Raw genomic sequence first — 17,821 nt, 5'->3', positions numbered from 1 at the left:
GACAAAATCAACGCACTTTAAAACCGGAAGGGCCTGTTTAATACAGACCAGCTCGAAGCGGAGTCCAAGCGCCTAGACGAGAAAATCCGCGCTCTTGCCAGCGAGATTGAATCATTGGTTGCAGAAAATCAGCGGGTAGCGCAAGACCAGGACCAATACCCCGCCCGCTACACCCAGCTAGAAGCGCGATACCAGAAAACCCTGGGCCGCAAACAAGCCATCGAGGCCGAGATTGCTGCCAAGAGTGCCAAGGCCACTGCGATCAAAACCGCCTACACCCAGTTGGCCGACAAGCCCATCCAGCATTTTCAACCATCCCAGTGGACAGCGCTTATCGACCATGCCGTTATCGGAGCCAACGAGATCCAGTTCGTCTTCAGAATCGGCACTGAAATCACCGTGCCTATTGCTAGCAGGCTGCCAGTTTCTTCCACTTCCTGATTTTGGTGCGAAACGTCGTAAATGGCGCGACGGTGTTGATATGCACCCATTTCCACACCGGCCACGCCGACGGGGTGGAAGAAGCCCACGCACGCTGACCCGAACTAAACAATTCTGATTCGGTTAGACCGCCCACCATTTTGACTATCTCACCAAGCAGGATCTTGAACCTGTCGATCAAATCCTCAGTAGATACCTGCTCCCAGCGTTGGTAGAACGATTCATACAATCCGCCCAGTTGATTCCACTTAAAACCAGGTGCCGGAGTCACCACGTCAAGACCGGCTTGTTCGTCACGTTCCCAGCCGAGCAGTAATTCCATCCAGCCAAGCTGGTAGGCGATCATCTGCCGGGGCGTGCGGTCAACACCGTCAACCAGCCGGTCCCAACCATCGCCAGGAACGCCTACGAACTCGCCGATAAAAAGTTCGCCACGCTTAGTAATCTCTGCGGCTAGTTCATCGCCGGACGCATACGATCTCACCACACACCTCCTCGTGAAACGGCCTTAGGTTTAACGCTTCGTTAGCGCGTTAAACCCTAAATACGCATTTTACTAGGGCAAACAAGATACCCGCTAACGCAAAACCCAAACCCGCTAACGCAAGCGATTTTTCACACCCCCCTAAGCGATACTCGCTAACGCAAAAGGGTACTTATCAAATCCGACGTCTAAGTGGAGCCGCCTGCGAGAATCGAACTCGCGACCTTCTCATTACGAGTGAGATGCTCTACCGACTGAGCTAAGGCGGCACGATGCAGTGTGTATATGCACCGCCTGAGAGTTTAGCCTAGGCCTGGGCTGATAAAGAAATCGGGCTATCACCTGTAGTGTGCACGCAGCACACGTGCTGGTTAGCGCGCGCCACAGGCCAGGCGCAGGCGGCCCACCATGCCGTCGAAAGCCACCTGCGGGGTGACGTTCTGCGGCAGCTGCTCGCGGCAGGTGCGGATAGCGGACTGGGCGGCCAGCAAGCCATCTTCGCTCACGCGCTGGGCAAGTTCGCCCGCCAGGCCCGCGAAGTCCGGGTGGGTCATCTCCACCTCAGCGCCGACTTTCAGCATGAGCGCATCGCGGTAAATACCGGCGAGATCCACGAGGGCGATGTCGAGGCCGTCGGAGATGCGTCGTTTAGCGCGCTTCTTGTGGAGCTCCTCCAGATCCTTCAGGGCACTGCGGGCGTCGCGTTGCGCCTTGGTCGCGCCCTTGCCCTTGGCGCCGACGCCGAAGGATTGTTCAATCTTGGAGCGCTCCGCCTCCTCCGCCGCCGCGTGGGAGTCCTTGGCTTCCTTCTCAATGAACTTCAGCAGCGCCGTGACGGATTGAAAGGCCTGGGAGCCGTGGAAGACGTCTTCGGCCAGGTTGATGGCCATGGCGCGGCGCTTCTGCGCGGCGGGCTCGTTGACTAGGTGTCGCGCACGTCCCACGTGGCGCAGGGTGGTCACGGCGGCCAGGCGCGCGTCATCCTCGCTGGCGCCTTCGGCGACGAGCTGCTTGACGACGCCCTCCACACTCGGCGCCGGAATATAAAGGTGACGGCAGCGCGAGCGCAGCGTGACCGAGAAGTCCTCCGGATCCTCCGAGGGCGCCACCATGATGATGACGGTGCGCTCCGGGGGCTCCTCCACGGTTTTGAGCAGCGCGTTGGCGGCCTCATTGCGCAGGCGGTCGGCCTTGTTGAAGATGACCACGCGCCACGGCGCCACGCTCGGCAGGCTGGCGGCGCGCCCGATGACCTCACGGGCCTCGCCCACGGTGATGAACTGCTCCTGCGGATCCACGTAGACCAAGTCGGTGTGCTCTTGATTGTCCAGGACGCTTTGACAGGAGGGGCAGCGCCCGCAGCCGGGGTTGCCGTTCTCATCGGCGGACGTACACATGAGCGCCGCGGCAAAGCACTGCGCGGCCAGCGAACGGCCGGCACCGGGAGGGCCGGTAAAAAGCCAGGAGTGGCTCATCGCTCGCGAGTCGCCCTCACCGCGAGCCGCGCGAGCAGCACTGAGGATGGTGTGGGAGACGGAGGGGGCGTCGGCAAGCCTTTCGGCAACGCTGGAGGTGTTCACTCGCCCTAGCCTACTGGGATAACTAGAGTTGTTAATCATGAACAGACTGATGCGTGGCGCCCGCTGGTTATGGGGTACTCAATGGCCGATGTACGCCGCGCTCGTCCTTGGAGCCAACATCATCGGCGCCATTGCGATCATGACCTTCGTGGTCTTCTTTCTCCCCATGCCGGAGATCTCCGATTTCATCGCTCACACGCCCCACCTGTGGACCTACGGCACGCTGTTCGTGACCTTTGCGGTCATCATCGGCATAGCGGTAACACTTCGGCTTTTCAGGCCGGTGTTGGACTGGCAACGCAGCCCCGATGACCATGATCCCAACATGGTGCGCAACCTGGTCCTGCGCATCCCGCTCTACCAGGCCGGTGTGGCCGCGGGCGTGTGGCTGCTGGGCATCATCTTGGCAGTGGTGCTGGCAGGCCAGCACTCGGCGCGGCTGGCCGTCGTGGTCGGTGTTTCTGCTGCATTGGCCGGCGGCCTCATCGTGCTGTTGACGTACTTGCAGGCGGAGCGCCTCGTGCGCCCCGTGGCTGCGGAGGCCGTGGCGCGGCGCTTTGAGGATTCCACCTTGGAGCCGCCGATTAAGTACCGCCTGCTTTCCACCTGGATGATGACCTCCGGCATCCCGCTCATCGGCATCGTGCTTGTCCTCATGGGGCAACAGGCAGGCCTGTTTAGCCCTGAGACCTCAGACATCATGCCGGCCATCGTCGCGCTGACCGTTACCGCGCTGGGCACCGGGCTCATGGGCACCATGTTCGCGATGATGAGCGTGGTCGATCCCATCATTGAGCTGCAGGACGCCATCAACCGCGTACGCCGCGGCGAGAGTGACGTCCAGGTGGACATCTACGACGGCTCCGAGCTCGGCGTTCTTCAGGCCGGATTCAACGAGATGATGCGCGGCCTGCGTGAGCGCCAGCGCGTGCGCGATATTTTCGGCCGCTATGTCGGCGCCGAGGTGGCACAGCGCGCCCTGGAGGAACGCCCGGAGCTGGGCGGCGAGGACCGCAAAGTGGCCGTGCTGTTTATCGACGTCATCGGCTCCACCACCTTCGCCGTCAACCACACCCCGGAAGAAGTGGTGGAGGAGCTCAACAAGTTCTTTGAGCACGTCGTTGAGGTGGTGCACCGGAACAAGGGCATCATCAACAAATTCCAGGGTGACGCCGCCCTGGCCGTCTTCGGTGCCCCGCTGACGGTCTACGACGCGAACTCCATGGCTTTGCAGGCCGCCCGCGAGCTTCGCCAGGAACTGCGCGGGTTGCGGCTGCAGGCGGGCATCGGCGTAGCGGCGGGCCACGTGGTGGCTGGCCATATCGGCGGCGCGGATCGATTCGAGTACACCGTCATTGGTGATGCCGTCAACGAGGCTGCCCGTCTCACCGAGCTGGCCAAGGACACCCCGGGCCAGGTGCTCACCAACTCCGCCACGCTGCGCGGCGCCAACGAGGCGGAGCAAGCGCGCTGGACGCTGATGAAGTCTATTGAGCTGCGCGGGCGCCGCCGCATGACGCAGCTGGCGCGCCCGATTCGCCCGACGTTGGCGGAACGCGCTCTCGGATAAATAAGTTTTTGTGGTTCTGGTAGCTTGGGGCCATGCCTCATCAGCCACACCAACCCCATCCGGCACGCCAGAATTCGAGTCCCCGCCTCCTCGTCCCCGACGTCGCCCGCGGCATGGCCCTGCTGGGCATTGCGCTGGCAAACGTTTGCACCGCGTGGATTATGAACAGCGGCGATGGCCCCGATGCCTATTTCGGCGGCGTCGACTCCCTCGCGGACAAGATCTACGTGGTCTTTTCCGCCATGTTCGTGCATGTGCGTGGCCTGCCGATGTTCTCCACGCTTCTCGGCTTTGGCGTGGGGCTTATCGCGATGAGCTTGTGGCGACGCGGTTTCCCACTGCGGCGCGCGCAGGCCGTGTTGGCTAAGCGCTATGGATTTCTGGCTTTATTCGGTGCCCTCCACTGCCTCTTCCTCTTTTCCGGCGACATCATGCTGCTCTACGGCGCGATGGGCATGCTCATTGCGTTGCTGCTTACTTTAACCGACAAGCTCCTGATGCGCGTGGCCTACGGGTTCTGTGCGCTACTGGTTGTGGCGGGCATCGGAATGGGCGTTGGGGCCGCGCTTGTCGATACGTCGGAGTTTGATCTCAGCGGCTTCACCGCCGCCGAATCCTACTGGGAGCTGCTGGGTGAACAAGCCATCATGGTCTGCGCCCAAGCTTTTTCCGTTCCACTGACGGGAGCCTTGGTCCTTCCGGTGATGCTCGTAGGTTTCGTGTGGGCGCGCCGCGGAACCTTGGCCGGGGGCCATCGGCGCGAGCTGTGGGCGTGGACCCTTTTGGCCCTAGCCATCATCCTCTTCCTCGGGCTGCCCTGGGGCTTGTCCACGATTGGGGTGCTGGACCCAGCGCTGGCAGAACCCCTCAACGCGGCGAATAGCTGCATCGGCATGCTCACCGGGCCGGGCATCGTGGCGGGGGCAACACTCGCCCTAGAACCCCTGCAGCGCCGTGGTGCGCGCCCGTGGTTCCTGTGGCCACTCATCGCGCTCGGTAAGCGCTCCATGACCGGCTACGTGCTGCAGTCCGTGTTCTTCCTGGCGCTGGTCTACCCCTTCACCCTCAACATTGGCCCCGAGTTCAGCGCCGCGGGCCAGGCAGCGTTGGCCGCCGGCGTGTGGCTGGCAACGCTTCTCATAGCCTGCGCGCTCGAGGCCGCAGGCAAGCCCGGCCCCTTCGAGTGGGTGCACCGCCGCTTGTCCTATGGCAAGACGATGCGCCCGGAATTAGGTGCTGCGCCTAACCGCGGCCCTTCCGCGCCAGCCCATCCACCAGCAGCACCAGGCCTACCGTCTGGGCCGCCGACTGCGCCGCATCCAGGGCTCGGCCACGCAGGCCCGCATCCTGGCGCTGCTCAACCGGGTTCAGGACCGTCAGCGCCTCAGAGGCCAGAAGCAGGTTAGCGCCGTGGCTCAGCCCCTGCGTAGATTCAGCAGCGCGCAGGGCTGGGTCACCGGCTAGCGCGGAGAGCGCAGCCGCCGGGGTTCCGGCGACTGCCGTGGCAAGGCGTTCGCTGCGAGTACGAGCTAGCGCGATGCCAGCCGCCCACGCGCCCGTGCGCAAGCTCCAGCCCAACGCATCATTGCGCGCATCGCGCAGCGCCCACGCAAAGGAGGCGTATTGCACACTCACGCACGTCACGCCGAATGTCGTTGGTTTACCGCACTTGGCGGCTTGGCCCACGGCAGCAGCGATGAGTCCCACGCGGGTCTCTGGTGAGCAGTCGGGGCGTAGGGCCAAGGCCACAGGGGCTGCAACCGTCGTCGCGGTGCCCAGCGTGCGCCACGTAAACAGGCCCGACCATGCGGCGGTCTCCCCCGCGGCAAGCGCGCCGAGGGTGAAGTGATCGCGGCCAGCAAAGGCTGGGCCCACCGCGCGCAAAAGAGCCGCAGTACCTTCCTGGGTACGGTCCAGCATGTCGCGCGCGAAGCTGGTCTTCATGGCCTAACTACTTCCTGCGCGATCCGGCCTTGACCACGTTCTTCGTGCCCGGGGAGGGCTTCTTCGTAGCCTTCTTGGTCGCCTTGCGCGTCGACTTCTTGGTGGCCTTCTTCGTCGATTTCTTAGTCGACTTCTTGGTGCTCTTCTTCGTGCCCCCGTTGGCGGCTTCCTTGGCGCGGCGCTCAGAGAGGAGTTCGTTGGCGCGGGCGTCGGTAAGCTGCTCCGGATCGTCGCCACGGCGCAGCGAGGCGTTCGTCGTGCCGTCGGTGACGTACGGGCCAAAGCGGCCGTCCTTGACCGTCATCGGCTTGCCGGAGACGTCATTGTCACCCAGCTGCTTAATCGGCGGCTGTGCGGCAGCGCGTCCACGGCGCTTCGGCTCCGCGTAGATGCGGCGCGCCTCGTCCAGGGTGATGGAGAAGATCTGCTCCTCCTTGGCCAAGGAACGCGAATCCTTGCCCTTCTTCAGGTACGGGCCATAGCGGCCGTTCTGCGCGGTGATGACCTCGCCGTCCGAGGGGTCCACGCCCACCTCACGCGGCAGGCTCAACAACTTGAGTGCTTCCTCCAGCGTGACGCTGGACGGCTCCATCGAGGCAAAGAGCGAGGCCGTACCCGGCTTGAGCTTCTCCTCAACGTACTCAGCAATGCGCTTTTCCTTCTGCTTCGCCGCAGTCTTGGTCTCCCAGTTCTTCGCGCGCTTGCCCTCGGCCGCGCGCTGGGCGTCCTCCGCGGCGCGCTCTTCCTTAACGATCTCCTCGGCTTCGGCCTCGGCCTTCTCGCGCTCGTCGTCACGCACCTGCTCGGTCACGTACGGACCGAAGCGGCCTTCCTTGGCCACGATGGTGCGGCCATTCTCCGGGTTCTGGCCCAGCTCACGCCCGCCCTGCGGGGTGGCAAAGAGCTTCTCTGCGAGGGCCTCGTTGAGCTCATCCGGGGTGACCGTCTCCGAGAGGTTAGCGCGCTGGTACTCCACCGTGCCGTCCTCGTTGGTGCCCACGGCGCGCTCGATATACGGACCGTAGCGGCCCACGCGCACGAAGACATCGCGGCCTTCCGCGTCGGTGTAGAGACGCAGCGAGTTGACCTGGCGGGCATCGATAGCCTCCAGGTTGATGTCCACCAGGGACTTCAGGCCGCCGTGGCGGGCAATGGATGCGGCCTTGCGCTCGCCGGCCTCGGTGTTGCCAAAGTAGAAGTTAGTCAGCCAATCCGTGCCGTTCTCCGAACCGGCGGCAATGGCATCGAGCTCATCCTCCATGGAGGAGGTGAAGTCATAGTCCACCAGCTCGGTGAAGTTATTCTCCAGCAGGCCCACCACCGCGAAGGCAACCCACGAGGGCACCAGCGCGTTGCCGCGGGAGAGCACGTAGCCTCGGTCCTGGATGGTCTTGATGATGGAGGCGTACGTCGACGGGCGCCCAATGCCCAGGTCTTCCATCTTCTTGACCAAGCTGGCCTCGGTGTAGCGCGCCGGCGGGTTGGTGGAGTGGCCGTCGGCAGTCACCGCAGCGGTCTTCAGCGTGTCACCCTCGTTGAGGTGCGGCAGGCGGGACTCTCCCTTCGAGTCCTTCGCCGCCACGTCCTCGTAGGCCTTGAGGAAGCCCGGGAAGGTAATCGTGCGGCCGGTCGCGGAGAAGTCGGCGTCGTGGCCGCCAGCGCTCACGGCCGCGGTCACCTTCATCGAGGTTCCCTTGGCGTCGGCCATCTGGCAGGCCACGGTGCGCTTCCAAATCAGCTCGTAGAGCTTGTACTCCTCGGCGTCGAGCTGCCCGGCCAGCTGGCCCGGGGTGGCAAAACGCTCGCCGGCGGGACGGATGGCCTCGTGGGCCTCCTGGGAATTCTTCACCTTGCGGTCATACCGGCGCGGTCCATCTGAGACGAACTCCGCGCCGAAGATGGACGTCGCCGCCTCACGTGCCGCGTCCAGGCCCTGCTTGGACAGGGAGGTCGAGTCGGTACGCATATAGGTAATGTGACCGTTCTCGTAGAGGCGCTGCGCAATGCGCATCGTGCGCTCCGAGGTGTAGTGCAGGCGCCGGCCCGCCTCCTGCTGCAGGGTCGAGGTCATAAACGGCGCGGAAGGCTTGCGCGAATAGGGCTTGTGTTCAACGCTGGCCACGGTCATGGTGGAGCCCTCCAGCGCGCTGGCCAGCTCCTCCGCCTGGGCCTGCTTGACGACGACCACCTCGTCGCTCTTCAGCTGACCCCTATCGTTGAAGTCGCGGCCCGCGGCCACGCGTTTGCCGTCCAGGGCGCTCAGGCGCGCGTCGAAATCCGGCGTGGACTTCAGCGTTGCCGTGAGATCCCAGTACTCGGCGGGGATGAACGCCATGCGCTCGCGCTCGCGCTCGACGATGACGCGGGTAGCCACCGACTGCACGCGGCCAGCCGATAGCCGCGGCATGACCTTCTTCCACAGCACCGGGGAAACCTCGTAGCCGTAGAGGCGGTCCAGGATGCGGCGGGTTTCCTGGGCGTCGATGAGGTTTTCATCGAGCTCACGGGTATTTTCTGCTGCCTCCAGGATGGCGGACTTGGTGATCTCGTTGAAGACCATGCGGCGCACCGGCACCTTGGGCTTGAGCACTTCCAGCAGGTGCCAGGCAATGGCCTCACCCTCGCGGTCGGGGTCTGTTGCGAGGTAGAGCTGATCGCACTGCTTCAGCTTGGCCTTGAGGTCAGCGACCTTCTTCTTCTTGTCCTGGCTGATGACGTAGAGCGGGGTGAAGTTATCCTCCGGGTTAACACCGAGGCGCGCCCAGGATTCCTTCTTATATTTGGCGGGGACGTCGGCAGCGCCGCGGGGAAGGTCCCGGATGTGGCCGACGGAGGCCTCAACAATGTACTTATCGCCGAGGTAAGGCTGAATCTTCTTCGCCTTGGTTGCTGACTCGACGATGACCAGGGTCTTCCCCGGGCCGGTAGCTTCTGCCACTTCGACTTCATCCCTTCCGATGGCTAGTCCTCTGCTGGGCAATTGCCCCTAGAGTACACAGATAGAGGTTCACTCTAGTTATTCAGGCCAGTACACGTCCACACAACCGGGGGTCTATACTGGCCGTCCGAGGATTCGCCTCACAGTACACAACCGGGAGACAGCGTGATTGCGTCTATTACTGCATGGTTCGAGGTCATCATGGCCACACAGTGGATTTATCCGCTGGTGGGCTCGCTGATTTTCCTCGACTGCTTCTTCCCCGTTTTGCCTTCAGAGGTTCCCCTCAACATGGTGGGCGCCTGGTCTGGTTCCCAAGGATTCCCCCACCTCCCCACCATGTTTTTCGTCGCCATGGTTGCCGCCATTTTGGGGGATAACTTGTGCTTCCTCCTAGGAACCCGGCTCATTGCCCTTATTAATAGAGCCCAAAAGGGCACGAAGGCTTATGACGCCTTGACGTGGGTCAAGCGCAACATTCGACGCAGCGGCGGCGCGGCCATCATCATTGCGCGTTTCATCCCCTCGGCCCGGCTCTTCATGACGATTCTGCTGGGTTCCATGCGCTACCCGTGGGTACTGTTTTTCTTCTTCGACACCATCGGCGTCCTGCTGTGGGTGGCACAGGCTCTAGCCATTGGTTATCTCGGCGGCGTGGCCTTCTCCGGCTCGCCGGCAATAGCCATGCTCATTTCCATCATCGCCGCCGTCATCATCGGCTACGGCCTGCAGAAGGGACAGAATAAGCTGCTGGAGTGGTGGGATACCCGGCGCGGCTATGCCGAATCCCCCTAAACCACCTCGACGTTGGTGGCCTGCTGACCTTTAGTGTCTTCCCCAATCTCAAAGGAGACGCGCTGGTTATCTTCGAGGGTACGGAAGCCGGTTCCTTGGATTTCGGTGTAGTGCACGAAGATGTCGCCGGAGCCGTCCTCCTGCTCAATGAAGCCGTAGCCTTTTTCGGCGTTGAAGAACTTGACGGTACCGTATGCCATGATGAGTTGTCCTTTGCGGAAATAAAGTAGTGCAAACTAGTGCACTAGTGTGCCACGTTTGGGCACCTACAGCAGATTAGTGGAGGCAAGCGTGAGTGAGAACCCTCTGGGTGAGGAGCTCGTCGAGCACCTTGTTGAGCGTTTCCCCGAGTCCGAGCTAACGCACTCCACCACCCTGCCCGCCCAGCCAGCAAGCTACGCCGAGTGGCCCGAGTGGGTCCTACCGAAGTTGCGGGAGGCGTTGGAGGAACAAGGCGTCGCCAAGCTCTATGCCCACCAGGTCGCCGTGGCACAGGCCGCGTGGGAGGGGCGCGACGTGGTGGTGTCCACCGGAACGAGTTCCGGAAAATCGCTGGGCTACCGTTTGCCCATCCTGTCCCGCTTGGCGCAGGATTCGACCGCGTGCGCGCTCTACATCACGCCGACGAAGGCGCTGGGTTCGGACCAGCTGCGCGCGGTGCTGGAGCTCACGCAGGATATCGCCGTGCTTCGCGACGTCCACCCCGCCCCCTACGACGGCGACACCCCCACCGAAGCGCGCGCCGGCATCCGGGATCAAGCGCGGTTCATCTTTTCCAACCCGGACATGATTCATTCTTCTCTGCTGGGGGCGCATCAGCGGTGGGCGCGGGTGCTGAGGCACTTGAAATTCATCGTCATCGATGAGGCGCATGCCTACCGCGGGGTTTTCGGGGCGAACGTGGCGCTGGTGGTGCGGCGTTTGCTGCGGCTGTGCGAGCACTATGGCTCGCGGCCAGTCATTATTGCGGCGTCGGCGACCATGCGAGATCCGGCGCGGCATACCGCGCGGCTGACGGGGCGCGAGGTGCTCGCGGTGACCGAGGATGGCGCGCCGACGGGTGCGCGGACGGTCGCGCTGTGGGAGCCGGGCTTCATGGAAGGCATCGAAGGGCAGAACGGTGCCCCGGTGCGTCGCGCCGCTACGACGGAGGCAGCGTGGATGATGGCCGCGCTGGTGGCGCAAGGCGCGCGGACGTTGACCTTTGTGCGCTCGCGGCGCGCGGCAGAGACCACCGCGCTACGGGCAGCGGAGGAGCTCTCCGGGAGGCTGGGCAGGCCGGATTTTGCGCGCCGGATTGCGGCCTACCGTGCGGGGTACTTGGCTGAAGACCGCCGCGCGCTGGAGCAGGCACTGGATGATGGTTCACTGCTCGGTGTGGCCACTACCTCGGCTTTGGAACTGGGCATTGACGTCGGCGGGCTGGATGCCGTGGTCACCGCTGGGTTCCCGGGTACGGTCGCCAGCTTCTGGCAGCAGGCCGGACGCGCGGGCCGCCGCGGGCAGGGCTCTCTGGTGGTGTTGGTAGCCCGCGATGAACCGATGGATACCTACCTGGTTCACCACCCGGAAGCGCTGTTGGGCCGGCCGGTCGAGGCCAGCGTGTTCAACCCCGCTAACCCTTATATTCTGGGCGGACACGTGTACTGCGCGGCGGTGGAAAAACCGCTGAGCGACGCCGACGTGGCCGCCTTCCACGCCGAAGACGTGGTTCATGACCTAGCCCAGCAGGGCTTGCTGCGCCGGCGCCCGCAGGGCTGGTTTGCCGCTCCCCTGCCCGCTGGCTCCAGCGAGCTCACCCCGGAGACCGCGCACACGGCCGTCTCGCTGCGCGGTGGCTCGGGCGAGGAGGTCATGATTGTCGATTCTTCCGACGGCCGCCTGCTCGGCACCATCGATGCAGCCCGCGCGGTCAGCCAGGTACATCCCGGCGCGGTGTACCTGCACCGCGGTGAAAGTTTCGTCATCGAGGAACTTCACCTCGGCGGCGCTGGTGGCGCAGCTCCCGCCGAACCGGGAGTGGCACTCGCCGTACCGAAGACGCCGGACTACACCACGCAGCCGAAGTCCACGACGGACATCCGCATCCTGCGCGAAGCCGATGACCTGGTGAACTACGCCCCCGGCCTGTGGGTGGCCAGCCTGGAGGTCGAGGTGACCGACAAAGTCACCGGCTACCAGGTACGGCTTCCCGATGGCTCCGTGGGCGAGGATATCCCCCTTGACCTGCCGGAGCAGCGCCTGGTGACCCGAGCGGTGGCCTACACCATCGATCCGCTGGCACTCGCAGCGATGGGAGTCACCGCCGGGCGCACCCCGGGCACCCTCCATGCGGCAGAGCACGCCGCCATTGGGCTGTTGCCGCTCATTGCCACCTGCGACCGCTGGGATATCGGTGGCGTGTCCACCGCGCAGCACGCCGATACGGGCTTGCCCACGGTCTTCGTCTACGACGGCCACCCCGGCGGCGCCGGCTTCGCCGAGGAAGGTTTCCGCTGCTTCCCCGAGTGGATTAAAGCCACCTTTGAGGCCGTGCGCTCCTGCCCTTGCGAGTCCGGTTGCCCGTCGTGCGTGCAATCCCCCAAATGCGGCAACGGCAACAACCCTCTGGACAAGGCAGGCGCTATAGCCCTCCTCGGCGCACTGGTCACTATGACGTCCTAGACAGAATTCCTACTTCTAAGATCGTTGTAATGCTCTCACCACATATAAACCGAAGTGATGTAGATGTAATTGTCATCGCGCGTAACAACGATCCCGTATTTGAGAGCAGGCGAATTATGCGCAGTAATATTATCGATTGCCCCATCAGCTTCAACCATGTCTAGAAGCGCATACCGAACGCGCGACACAACAGTTAATCCCCCACTTTTGTACTCAGTGACCTCACCTTTCCATCTATCCCCAACGGACAAAGTCAACTCTGGTGTTCTTGTATGTTCACGAAGCGCAACGCTCTTGACTTGATTGCTTGCGGTAGCACCGCTGCGTTCCATAAAGGAATTTTGTTGACGATCAACCTCGCTTACGAGTCGGTCCAATGCAGCGTCAGATAATCCAAGCCGCTCCTTAAACGTCGGATTCACTCCGAAGTTCTTCTCCGCGATCATTCGGGATTCTTCGAGGGAGATTTCCGGTTCCTGCACTGGAGTAGATGGACGGGCTGGGGAAGAGATACTTGTACCAGAGTTGTCCGAACCAGCCCCCTTGCTGCTTCCAGTTGTCACGCCAACGAGGGCACCAACAACAGCGATAGCTGCCAGAATCGCTCCGACTATTTGTTGCATACCGACACGGCCAAAGCCGGGGATCTCAATGCTGGGCATTGCTTAGACCTTTCAAGAGAAAAGAGAACGAGAGACTCTTTAAGTATTTACTCTCTACTCAGACCTGTCAATCGCTTTAACCAGCATAAATAGTGAATTCTGTTACGGGATGCACCTCACGTGGAAGGAATTCGTTGTCCCACTGGTACTTGTAGCAACGAGACCCCACGCGAGTGCATTTCACCGACTTTAAACGCGCGAAATTTTCCTAGACCGGACCAGCGCGGGCAATAGCGGTGTGCCCGCGCAGCCGGGCGGTGACCTCGACATCGCGACCATCGAGGACACAGGAGTCAAGATTCGCGCCGTTGAGCGCGGCAACTTCCTCTGCCTTCGTGCAGGCGTCCCTGCCCTTAGCCACCTCCCCCGCCCCCGAGACCGCGGCGAGGTCCGCCGCTACCTGCGCTTCGTGCCGCGCCACAACGAGCGAAGCAACTGCCGCAACCGCCAACAGCAACGAACTCACTGCGGCGATAATCCCGGCGGTGACGACGGTGGCATAGCCCTCCTCACCCACCAGGATCCGCGACCAGCTGCGCTGACGACGCCTCACGGCTGCGCCCCTGTGGAACCACCGGCTGCCATCTCTGCGGGGAATACCGCCTGTGCACGCATGGTCCCCAAAGGTGCCGGCACGGCGGCCTCAGCGGTCATGAGGCCTGCGCCCTCACTGAGGTTGACTGTTACTCCCTCGCGCTGAAAGTCCACGCCAATGGCGGCGGAGCGAGCTGCAGCGCCCGCGGCGTCAACGGCAGCGAGGTGGGCTGACAACGTGGCGATGCCACCCACGATTCCCGCGGCAACGATGACGAGCGCGGACAGCGACAATGCCGCCTCGATGGTGACGGAGCCGGCGTCATCAAGCGCGCGCATTAGCCCGGGGTGTTGGAGAGGGCGTCAGTGATGATGGAGGTAATGGCGCTGGTCACTTCGCCGCCATTGACCACGGCGTAGAGCACCGCAGCGAGGGCTGCCGCAGCCAAGCTACCCATGGCATATTCAATCGTGGACATACCATCATCATTTCCTAATAGTGACTGGTAGTTTACCTTTTTCTGCATGATGTACCTAGCTTTCTTTTCCTGTGTTTATGTGTGCTGATGTCGTTGAGCGTGATGATTTAAAGGAGTTGTTGCCCTAGGCTGATCAGAACGGGTATCAACCCAAGGACCAAGAATGCGGGAAGGAAGCACACCGCCAGCGGTGCTGCGATGAACACGCCAGCGCGTTCCGCCCGCGCGGTAGCTTGTGCCGAGGCTTCGGCACGCAGCTGCGCCACCAAACGGTGGCACCCAGTCGCCATGGCCGCGCCCGATTCGCCGGACAGCTGCGTCAGTCGCACAAGTTCTTCCAAATGCGGCTGACTGGCCAGCGCCGACCACGCGGTACTCATAGGAACCCCCACCCCGATAAGTGCCGCCGCCTCCGACCAGTGTGGTGAAGCTTCAGCGACTGCTAGCACCGCGCTGCGCGTGGAGAGACCAGCCTCTAGGCAAGCAGCAAAAAGCTCCAAGTCGCTTGCCGCATCGAGCGGGCCATATTCTGCCGCTGGGCCATCGCGCGGCGTCTTCGGGCGCGGTGTCCGCGACCCCGACTGGGCTATTCGCCCGACCGGCGCAGCAGCAGTAATAGCGAGTGCTGCAGCCAGCAAGGCAGCGGATAAATACGTCACGACCATCACTGCGCCGCCTTCCGCAATATCAAGCGCGACCAGATGAATCCGGCGCACACGAGGGCCACGCCGACGTCGAGAAGCAGGCCACCTAGTCCTCCGCCAAGCAAGAGCCCCAAAGAATCCGCGCCCATCGCCCCTCCCATGAGGATGCCCGCCAGCGGCAGGCACGCCAGGATTACCGCGGTGGCCTGCGGCCCCTGCAGAGAGGCGACGGTCTCACCGGCGTGACGGCGCGCGGTATCCAGCTGGCTTTGGGCCTGCTCAATGAGGCTCGCCAAGGCCACGCCATGGCGTCCGGAGAGCGTGAGCAACGCCGCGTAGCGCCTAACCTCCGGCGCGGTGAGAGCGACTGCGGGTTCCCCGCCCTGCGCCGCGAGGCCCGCTGCCGTGCTCAACACGGCACGGAGATTCTCCGGGGTGGAGTCTGGAAGAGCGTCGGCGCCCCGGCGAAGCGCGCCCGCCGTCGTCGATCCCGCCCGCAGTTCGGCCGCAACAGAGCCAAAGTAGGAGGCGAGCGCTTCAGCGCCGCGGCGCTCGCGCCGGGAAGCCGCAAGGTCGTTGGCAAACCACAACGCACAGGCCAGGATGCAGCCGGCCGCCACCACAACCGTCGGCCTTCCGAAGAAGACACAGCACCCGACCCCGAGGAAGAGCGCCCCGGGTGCCAGCGAGCGAGGCTTCGGCGATTCCAGCCGCGTCACCGAAGCAGGCTGTGAGAGCAAACACGCCGCTGCAAGGAATAGCCACATCATGGTTCCACCCCCAGCCGCGAGCACAGCTGCGCAAACCCAGGAAGGGGGCCGTCTTCGACCGTCCACACCAGCTGCGGTGTAACCGGGTTTCCCTCCAGCACGCCGAGGTGCGCTAGCCGACGCCCCTGCGGTGTGCGCTCCATCCCGAGGACCACGTGCACTGCGGCCGCAAGCTGCGAATGCAGCGCTACGCGGTCGAGCCCGCCGAGAGCGGCGAGTGCCTCCATCCGGGCGGGCACTTCATCAACAGAGTTTGCGTGCACGGTGCCCGCACCACCATCGTGCCCGGTGTTGAGCGCAGCCAACAACTCCACGACCTCCGCGCCGCGGATCTCCCCGACGACGATGCGGTCCGGGCGCATGCGTAGCGCTTGGCGGAGCAGGAGCGACATGGAAATCTCGCCGCGTCCTTCTGCATTGGCCCGGCGCGAGACCAAGGTCACCACGTGCGGGTGATTCGGGGAAAGCTCCGGGGTGTCCTCGATGATGAGCAAGCGCTCGGTGACGGGCACGCACCCCAACAAGGCAGCGAGCAACGTCGTCTTGCCGGAGCCGGTCCCACCAGTGACCAGGAAGGATGCCCGGCACTCAACGACGGCCCGCAAGACATGCTCCAAGCTGGAATCAATGCTGCCATTGGCTATTAACTCCTCCAGGCTGGTTTGCGCCTGGCGCAACACACGAAGGCTGATGCAGGTTCCGCTTGCTGAAGGAGGCGCAAGCAACGCGTGAAGTCGGATCCTCGTGCCATCGGGGCGGGTCAGGCGCCCATCGGCAAAAGGTTGCGCATCATCCAGCCGCACGCCCGCCACCGCCGCCAGCCGGGTGGCCAGCTGGCGCACCTCAGTATCATCGGCAAAGCCAATCTCACGCGGCTGCAAGCCCTGCCCGCAATCCACAAAGCAAGAATTGGGGCCGTTCACGACAACGTCGGTCAGCCCCGGCAGCGATAGGACCGGTTCCAATAATCCTAAGCCCACGGAATCGTGGCGCAAGCGCTGCAGAAGGTCGAGCACATCGACATCGCTGATGACTCCGGCCTCCTGGCGAATGCGCCGCGCCAAGGCCGGTGCATCGTGGGCCAGCTGTGGCTCGGCGGCCACGATAGTGCGCATCGTATCGATCAGGTTCATGCCACGGCCTCCCACATCTGGCGCGCGGCACGCGTAAGGGCTCGGGGCAGCTGGCGCGGCAGCCCACTGGTTTCCACCGTGCGGGTCAGACCACGGATCGTCGGCAACTCAGCGATGGGGTCTGCATGAGTCACCGTGGCGATGTCGCTGGTGTCCAGACCCGCCCACTGGCGGTTGCGCACGACGACGGAGCATTCCTGCGGCCGGGCGCGAAGTTCTGCTACCAGCTGCGCGCAGGCGGCGGCCGCACGTACCTCAGCGGCGGTCAGCACCACCACGTGATCCGCCGCATCGGGGATATCCCACGGCGGGCAGTCCACCACCACGGTCCCCGGGTATAAACACGCAGCTTGCATGATGGCCGCGCGCCGGGTCGCGGTCATCTCAACCACCTCCGCGTTGGCAGACCTCGCCGCTGAGAGAACCGCGATGCCATCCGGAGTGGTGGGCAAAGCACGGACAAGGTCTGCTGCATCAACCGAACCGGTCCCCGCAGCGAGATCCGGCCACCGCGCCCCAGGCTTGTTCTCAATGCCGGTGAGCAAGTCGAGGCCGCCGGAATAAGGGCTCGCATCAACCAGGAGGTCCGCGCCTGCCTCGCGGGCCAGCGCCACCGCCACCGTCGAGGCACCCAGGCCCCCAGCGGACCCGGTCACCGCCAGGGTTAAACCAGTGGACACGGTGGTCTCAGGGGTAGCGTCCGCGGCTAATGCGCCCAGGAGTTCTTTTGATTGGGCTGGAACGATGAAGGCGGCAGTCGCGCGGCAGCAGAGTGCGGCCTCATAATCGATCGGCCCCGGATCCAAGGCCAGGAAATACACACGCGGATGCCCCGCCACGAGCCGGGCCGTCAGTGCATCGGCCAAGACGGCATCCGCCTTGGGCAAGTGCCGGGAGAAGTCCCGCGGGTCCTCCACGGTGCTTATTTCCGCAGTACTGGCGGCGGCTGCGGATGCTGCCTCGGCTCGCAGCGTGGAATCCCCAACAGCGATAACTAGGTGAAACGTGCTCATGCCTGAAGCATGCGCGAGCACCCCAACCGCGCGCTAGGACTTCCTCACCACCTGTGAATAACTTCGCCATTATGGCGTCTTTTGCCCCTGTTTTGCTGACGTTTAAACAAAATTACCGGGGCTCAAGTACCGAAAATTCACAGGGAACCCGTGTTTCCACGACCACTAGA

General features: G+C 63.5%; 17 protein-coding genes and 1 tRNA gene. 5 read left to right on the top strand and 13 right to left on the bottom strand.

Annotation, left to right across the window (positions count from 1 at the left end):
- Window positions 1-114: 114 nt before the first annotated feature.
- Entirely contained in the window at window positions 115-441 is a 327-nt protein-coding gene (locus tag HMPREF2806_RS04165; RefSeq protein WP_046647912.1) for a hypothetical protein, read from the top strand.
- On the opposite strand, the gene HMPREF2806_RS04160 is transcribed toward HMPREF2806_RS04165, so the two are convergent.
- The 3 genes from HMPREF2806_RS04160 to HMPREF2806_RS04150 form a co-directional block, all read right to left on the bottom strand.
- Window positions 410-925, bottom strand: a complete 516-nt coding sequence (locus HMPREF2806_RS04160; RefSeq protein WP_034969882.1) for a ClbS/DfsB family four-helix bundle protein — start codon at window positions 923-925, stop codon at window positions 410-412. The two genes, HMPREF2806_RS04165 and HMPREF2806_RS04160, sit on opposite strands and share 32 nt — an antisense overlap.
- A gap of 193 nt (window positions 926-1,118) precedes the next feature.
- Window positions 1,119-1,194 (bottom strand) — tRNA-Thr (locus HMPREF2806_RS04155).
- 102 nt (window positions 1,195-1,296) lie between these two features.
- The gene (locus tag HMPREF2806_RS04150) at window positions 1,297-2,544 is read right to left on the bottom strand and encodes a DNA polymerase III subunit delta' (protein WP_083306503.1); all 1,248 of its coding nucleotides are present in this window, start codon (window positions 2,542-2,544) and stop codon (window positions 1,297-1,299) included.
- Here HMPREF2806_RS04150 and HMPREF2806_RS04145 point away from each other — a divergent pair.
- Both HMPREF2806_RS04145 and HMPREF2806_RS04140 read left to right on the top strand, forming a co-directional pair.
- Window positions 2,543-4,075, top strand: a complete 1,533-nt coding sequence (locus HMPREF2806_RS04145) for an adenylate/guanylate cyclase domain-containing protein (protein ID WP_070511233.1) — start codon at window positions 2,543-2,545, stop codon at window positions 4,073-4,075. The two genes, HMPREF2806_RS04150 and HMPREF2806_RS04145, sit on opposite strands and share 2 nt — an antisense overlap.
- A 32-nt stretch (window positions 4,076-4,107) precedes the next feature.
- Window positions 4,108-5,481, top strand: coding sequence for a DUF418 domain-containing protein (locus HMPREF2806_RS04140; RefSeq protein WP_083306502.1), 1,374 nt, complete (start codon window positions 4,108-4,110; stop codon window positions 5,479-5,481).
- Between the two features lie 545 nt (window positions 5,482-6,026).
- Here HMPREF2806_RS04140 and topA read toward each other — a convergent pair.
- On the bottom strand, window positions 6,027-8,957 hold the full coding sequence (gene topA / locus HMPREF2806_RS04135) for a type I DNA topoisomerase (RefSeq protein WP_070516383.1): 2,931 nt from the start codon (window positions 8,955-8,957) through the stop codon (window positions 6,027-6,029).
- Window positions 8,958-9,158: 201 nt separating this feature from the next.
- Here topA and HMPREF2806_RS04130 point away from each other — a divergent pair, with 201 nt between their 5' ends.
- Window positions 9,159-9,752 carry a DedA family protein gene (locus HMPREF2806_RS04130; RefSeq protein ID WP_158397573.1) on the top strand — a complete coding sequence of 198 codons (594 nt, stop codon included), beginning with the start codon at window positions 9,159-9,161 and terminating at the stop codon, window positions 9,750-9,752.
- Here the strand turns inward: HMPREF2806_RS04130 and HMPREF2806_RS04125 are convergent.
- The gene (locus HMPREF2806_RS04125) at window positions 9,749-9,952 is read right to left on the bottom strand and encodes a cold-shock protein (protein ID WP_070516379.1); all 204 of its coding nucleotides are present in this window, start codon (window positions 9,950-9,952) and stop codon (window positions 9,749-9,751) included. The genes HMPREF2806_RS04130 and HMPREF2806_RS04125 overlap by 4 nt on opposite strands.
- A gap of 91 nt (window positions 9,953-10,043) precedes the next feature.
- On the opposite strand from HMPREF2806_RS04125, the gene HMPREF2806_RS04120 reads away from it, so the two are divergent.
- Window positions 10,044-12,416, top strand: a complete 2,373-nt coding sequence (locus tag HMPREF2806_RS04120) for a DEAD/DEAH box helicase (protein WP_070516376.1) — start codon at window positions 10,044-10,046, stop codon at window positions 12,414-12,416.
- 35 nt (window positions 12,417-12,451) lie between these two features.
- Here the strand turns inward: HMPREF2806_RS04120 and HMPREF2806_RS04115 are convergent, their stop codons facing one another.
- The 8 genes from HMPREF2806_RS04115 to ssd all read right to left on the bottom strand — a co-directional run bounded on the left by HMPREF2806_RS04115 (window position 12,452) and on the right by ssd (window position 17,651).
- A complete protein-coding gene (locus HMPREF2806_RS04115) occupies window positions 12,452-13,078 on the bottom strand; it encodes a hypothetical protein (protein ID WP_128081847.1) in 627 nt (208 codons plus the stop codon).
- A 208-nt stretch (window positions 13,079-13,286) separates the two neighbouring features.
- On the bottom strand, window positions 13,287-13,631 hold the full coding sequence (locus tag HMPREF2806_RS04110) for an Rv3654c family TadE-like protein (protein WP_198531313.1): 345 nt from the start codon (window positions 13,629-13,631) through the stop codon (window positions 13,287-13,289).
- A complete protein-coding gene (locus HMPREF2806_RS04105; protein WP_070516373.1) occupies window positions 13,628-13,951 on the bottom strand; it encodes a hypothetical protein in 324 nt (107 codons plus the stop codon). Before HMPREF2806_RS04105 ends, HMPREF2806_RS04110 begins: the two co-directional genes overlap by 4 nt.
- Complete coding sequence (locus HMPREF2806_RS04100) at window positions 13,951-14,139, bottom strand: DUF4244 domain-containing protein (protein ID WP_049157884.1); 189 nt, start codon at window positions 14,137-14,139, stop codon at window positions 13,951-13,953. The genes HMPREF2806_RS04105 and HMPREF2806_RS04100 overlap by 1 nt, the downstream gene beginning before the upstream one ends.
- A gap of 59 nt (window positions 14,140-14,198) precedes the next feature.
- Window positions 14,199-14,756 carry a type II secretion system F family protein gene (locus tag HMPREF2806_RS04095; protein ID WP_070516370.1) on the bottom strand — a complete coding sequence of 186 codons (558 nt, stop codon included), beginning with the start codon at window positions 14,754-14,756 and terminating at the stop codon, window positions 14,199-14,201.
- Window positions 14,756-15,505, bottom strand: coding sequence for a type II secretion system F family protein (locus HMPREF2806_RS04090; protein ID WP_070516368.1), 750 nt, complete (start codon window positions 15,503-15,505; stop codon window positions 14,756-14,758). Before HMPREF2806_RS04090 ends, HMPREF2806_RS04095 begins: the two co-directional genes overlap by 1 nt.
- Window positions 15,502-16,638 (bottom strand): TadA family conjugal transfer-associated ATPase, encoded by a 1,137-nt coding sequence (locus HMPREF2806_RS04085; protein ID WP_070516365.1) that lies wholly within the window; start codon window positions 16,636-16,638, stop codon window positions 15,502-15,504. Before HMPREF2806_RS04085 ends, HMPREF2806_RS04090 begins: the two co-directional genes overlap by 4 nt.
- Window positions 16,635-17,651 (bottom strand): septum site-determining protein Ssd, encoded by a 1,017-nt coding sequence (ssd, locus tag HMPREF2806_RS04080; RefSeq protein ID WP_070516388.1) that lies wholly within the window; start codon window positions 17,649-17,651, stop codon window positions 16,635-16,637. The genes HMPREF2806_RS04085 and ssd overlap by 4 nt, the downstream gene beginning before the upstream one ends.
- Window positions 17,652-17,821: the final 170 nt, after the last annotated feature.

Origin of the sequence: Corynebacterium sp. HMSC076G08, from assembly GCF_001811515.1 — a bacterium.
GTDB classification, from domain to species: domain Bacteria; phylum Actinomycetota; class Actinomycetes; order Mycobacteriales; family Mycobacteriaceae; genus Corynebacterium; species Corynebacterium hiratae.
Note: the sequence above shows the minus strand (reverse complement) of the source record. Positions and strands in the feature narration are given on the sequence as shown.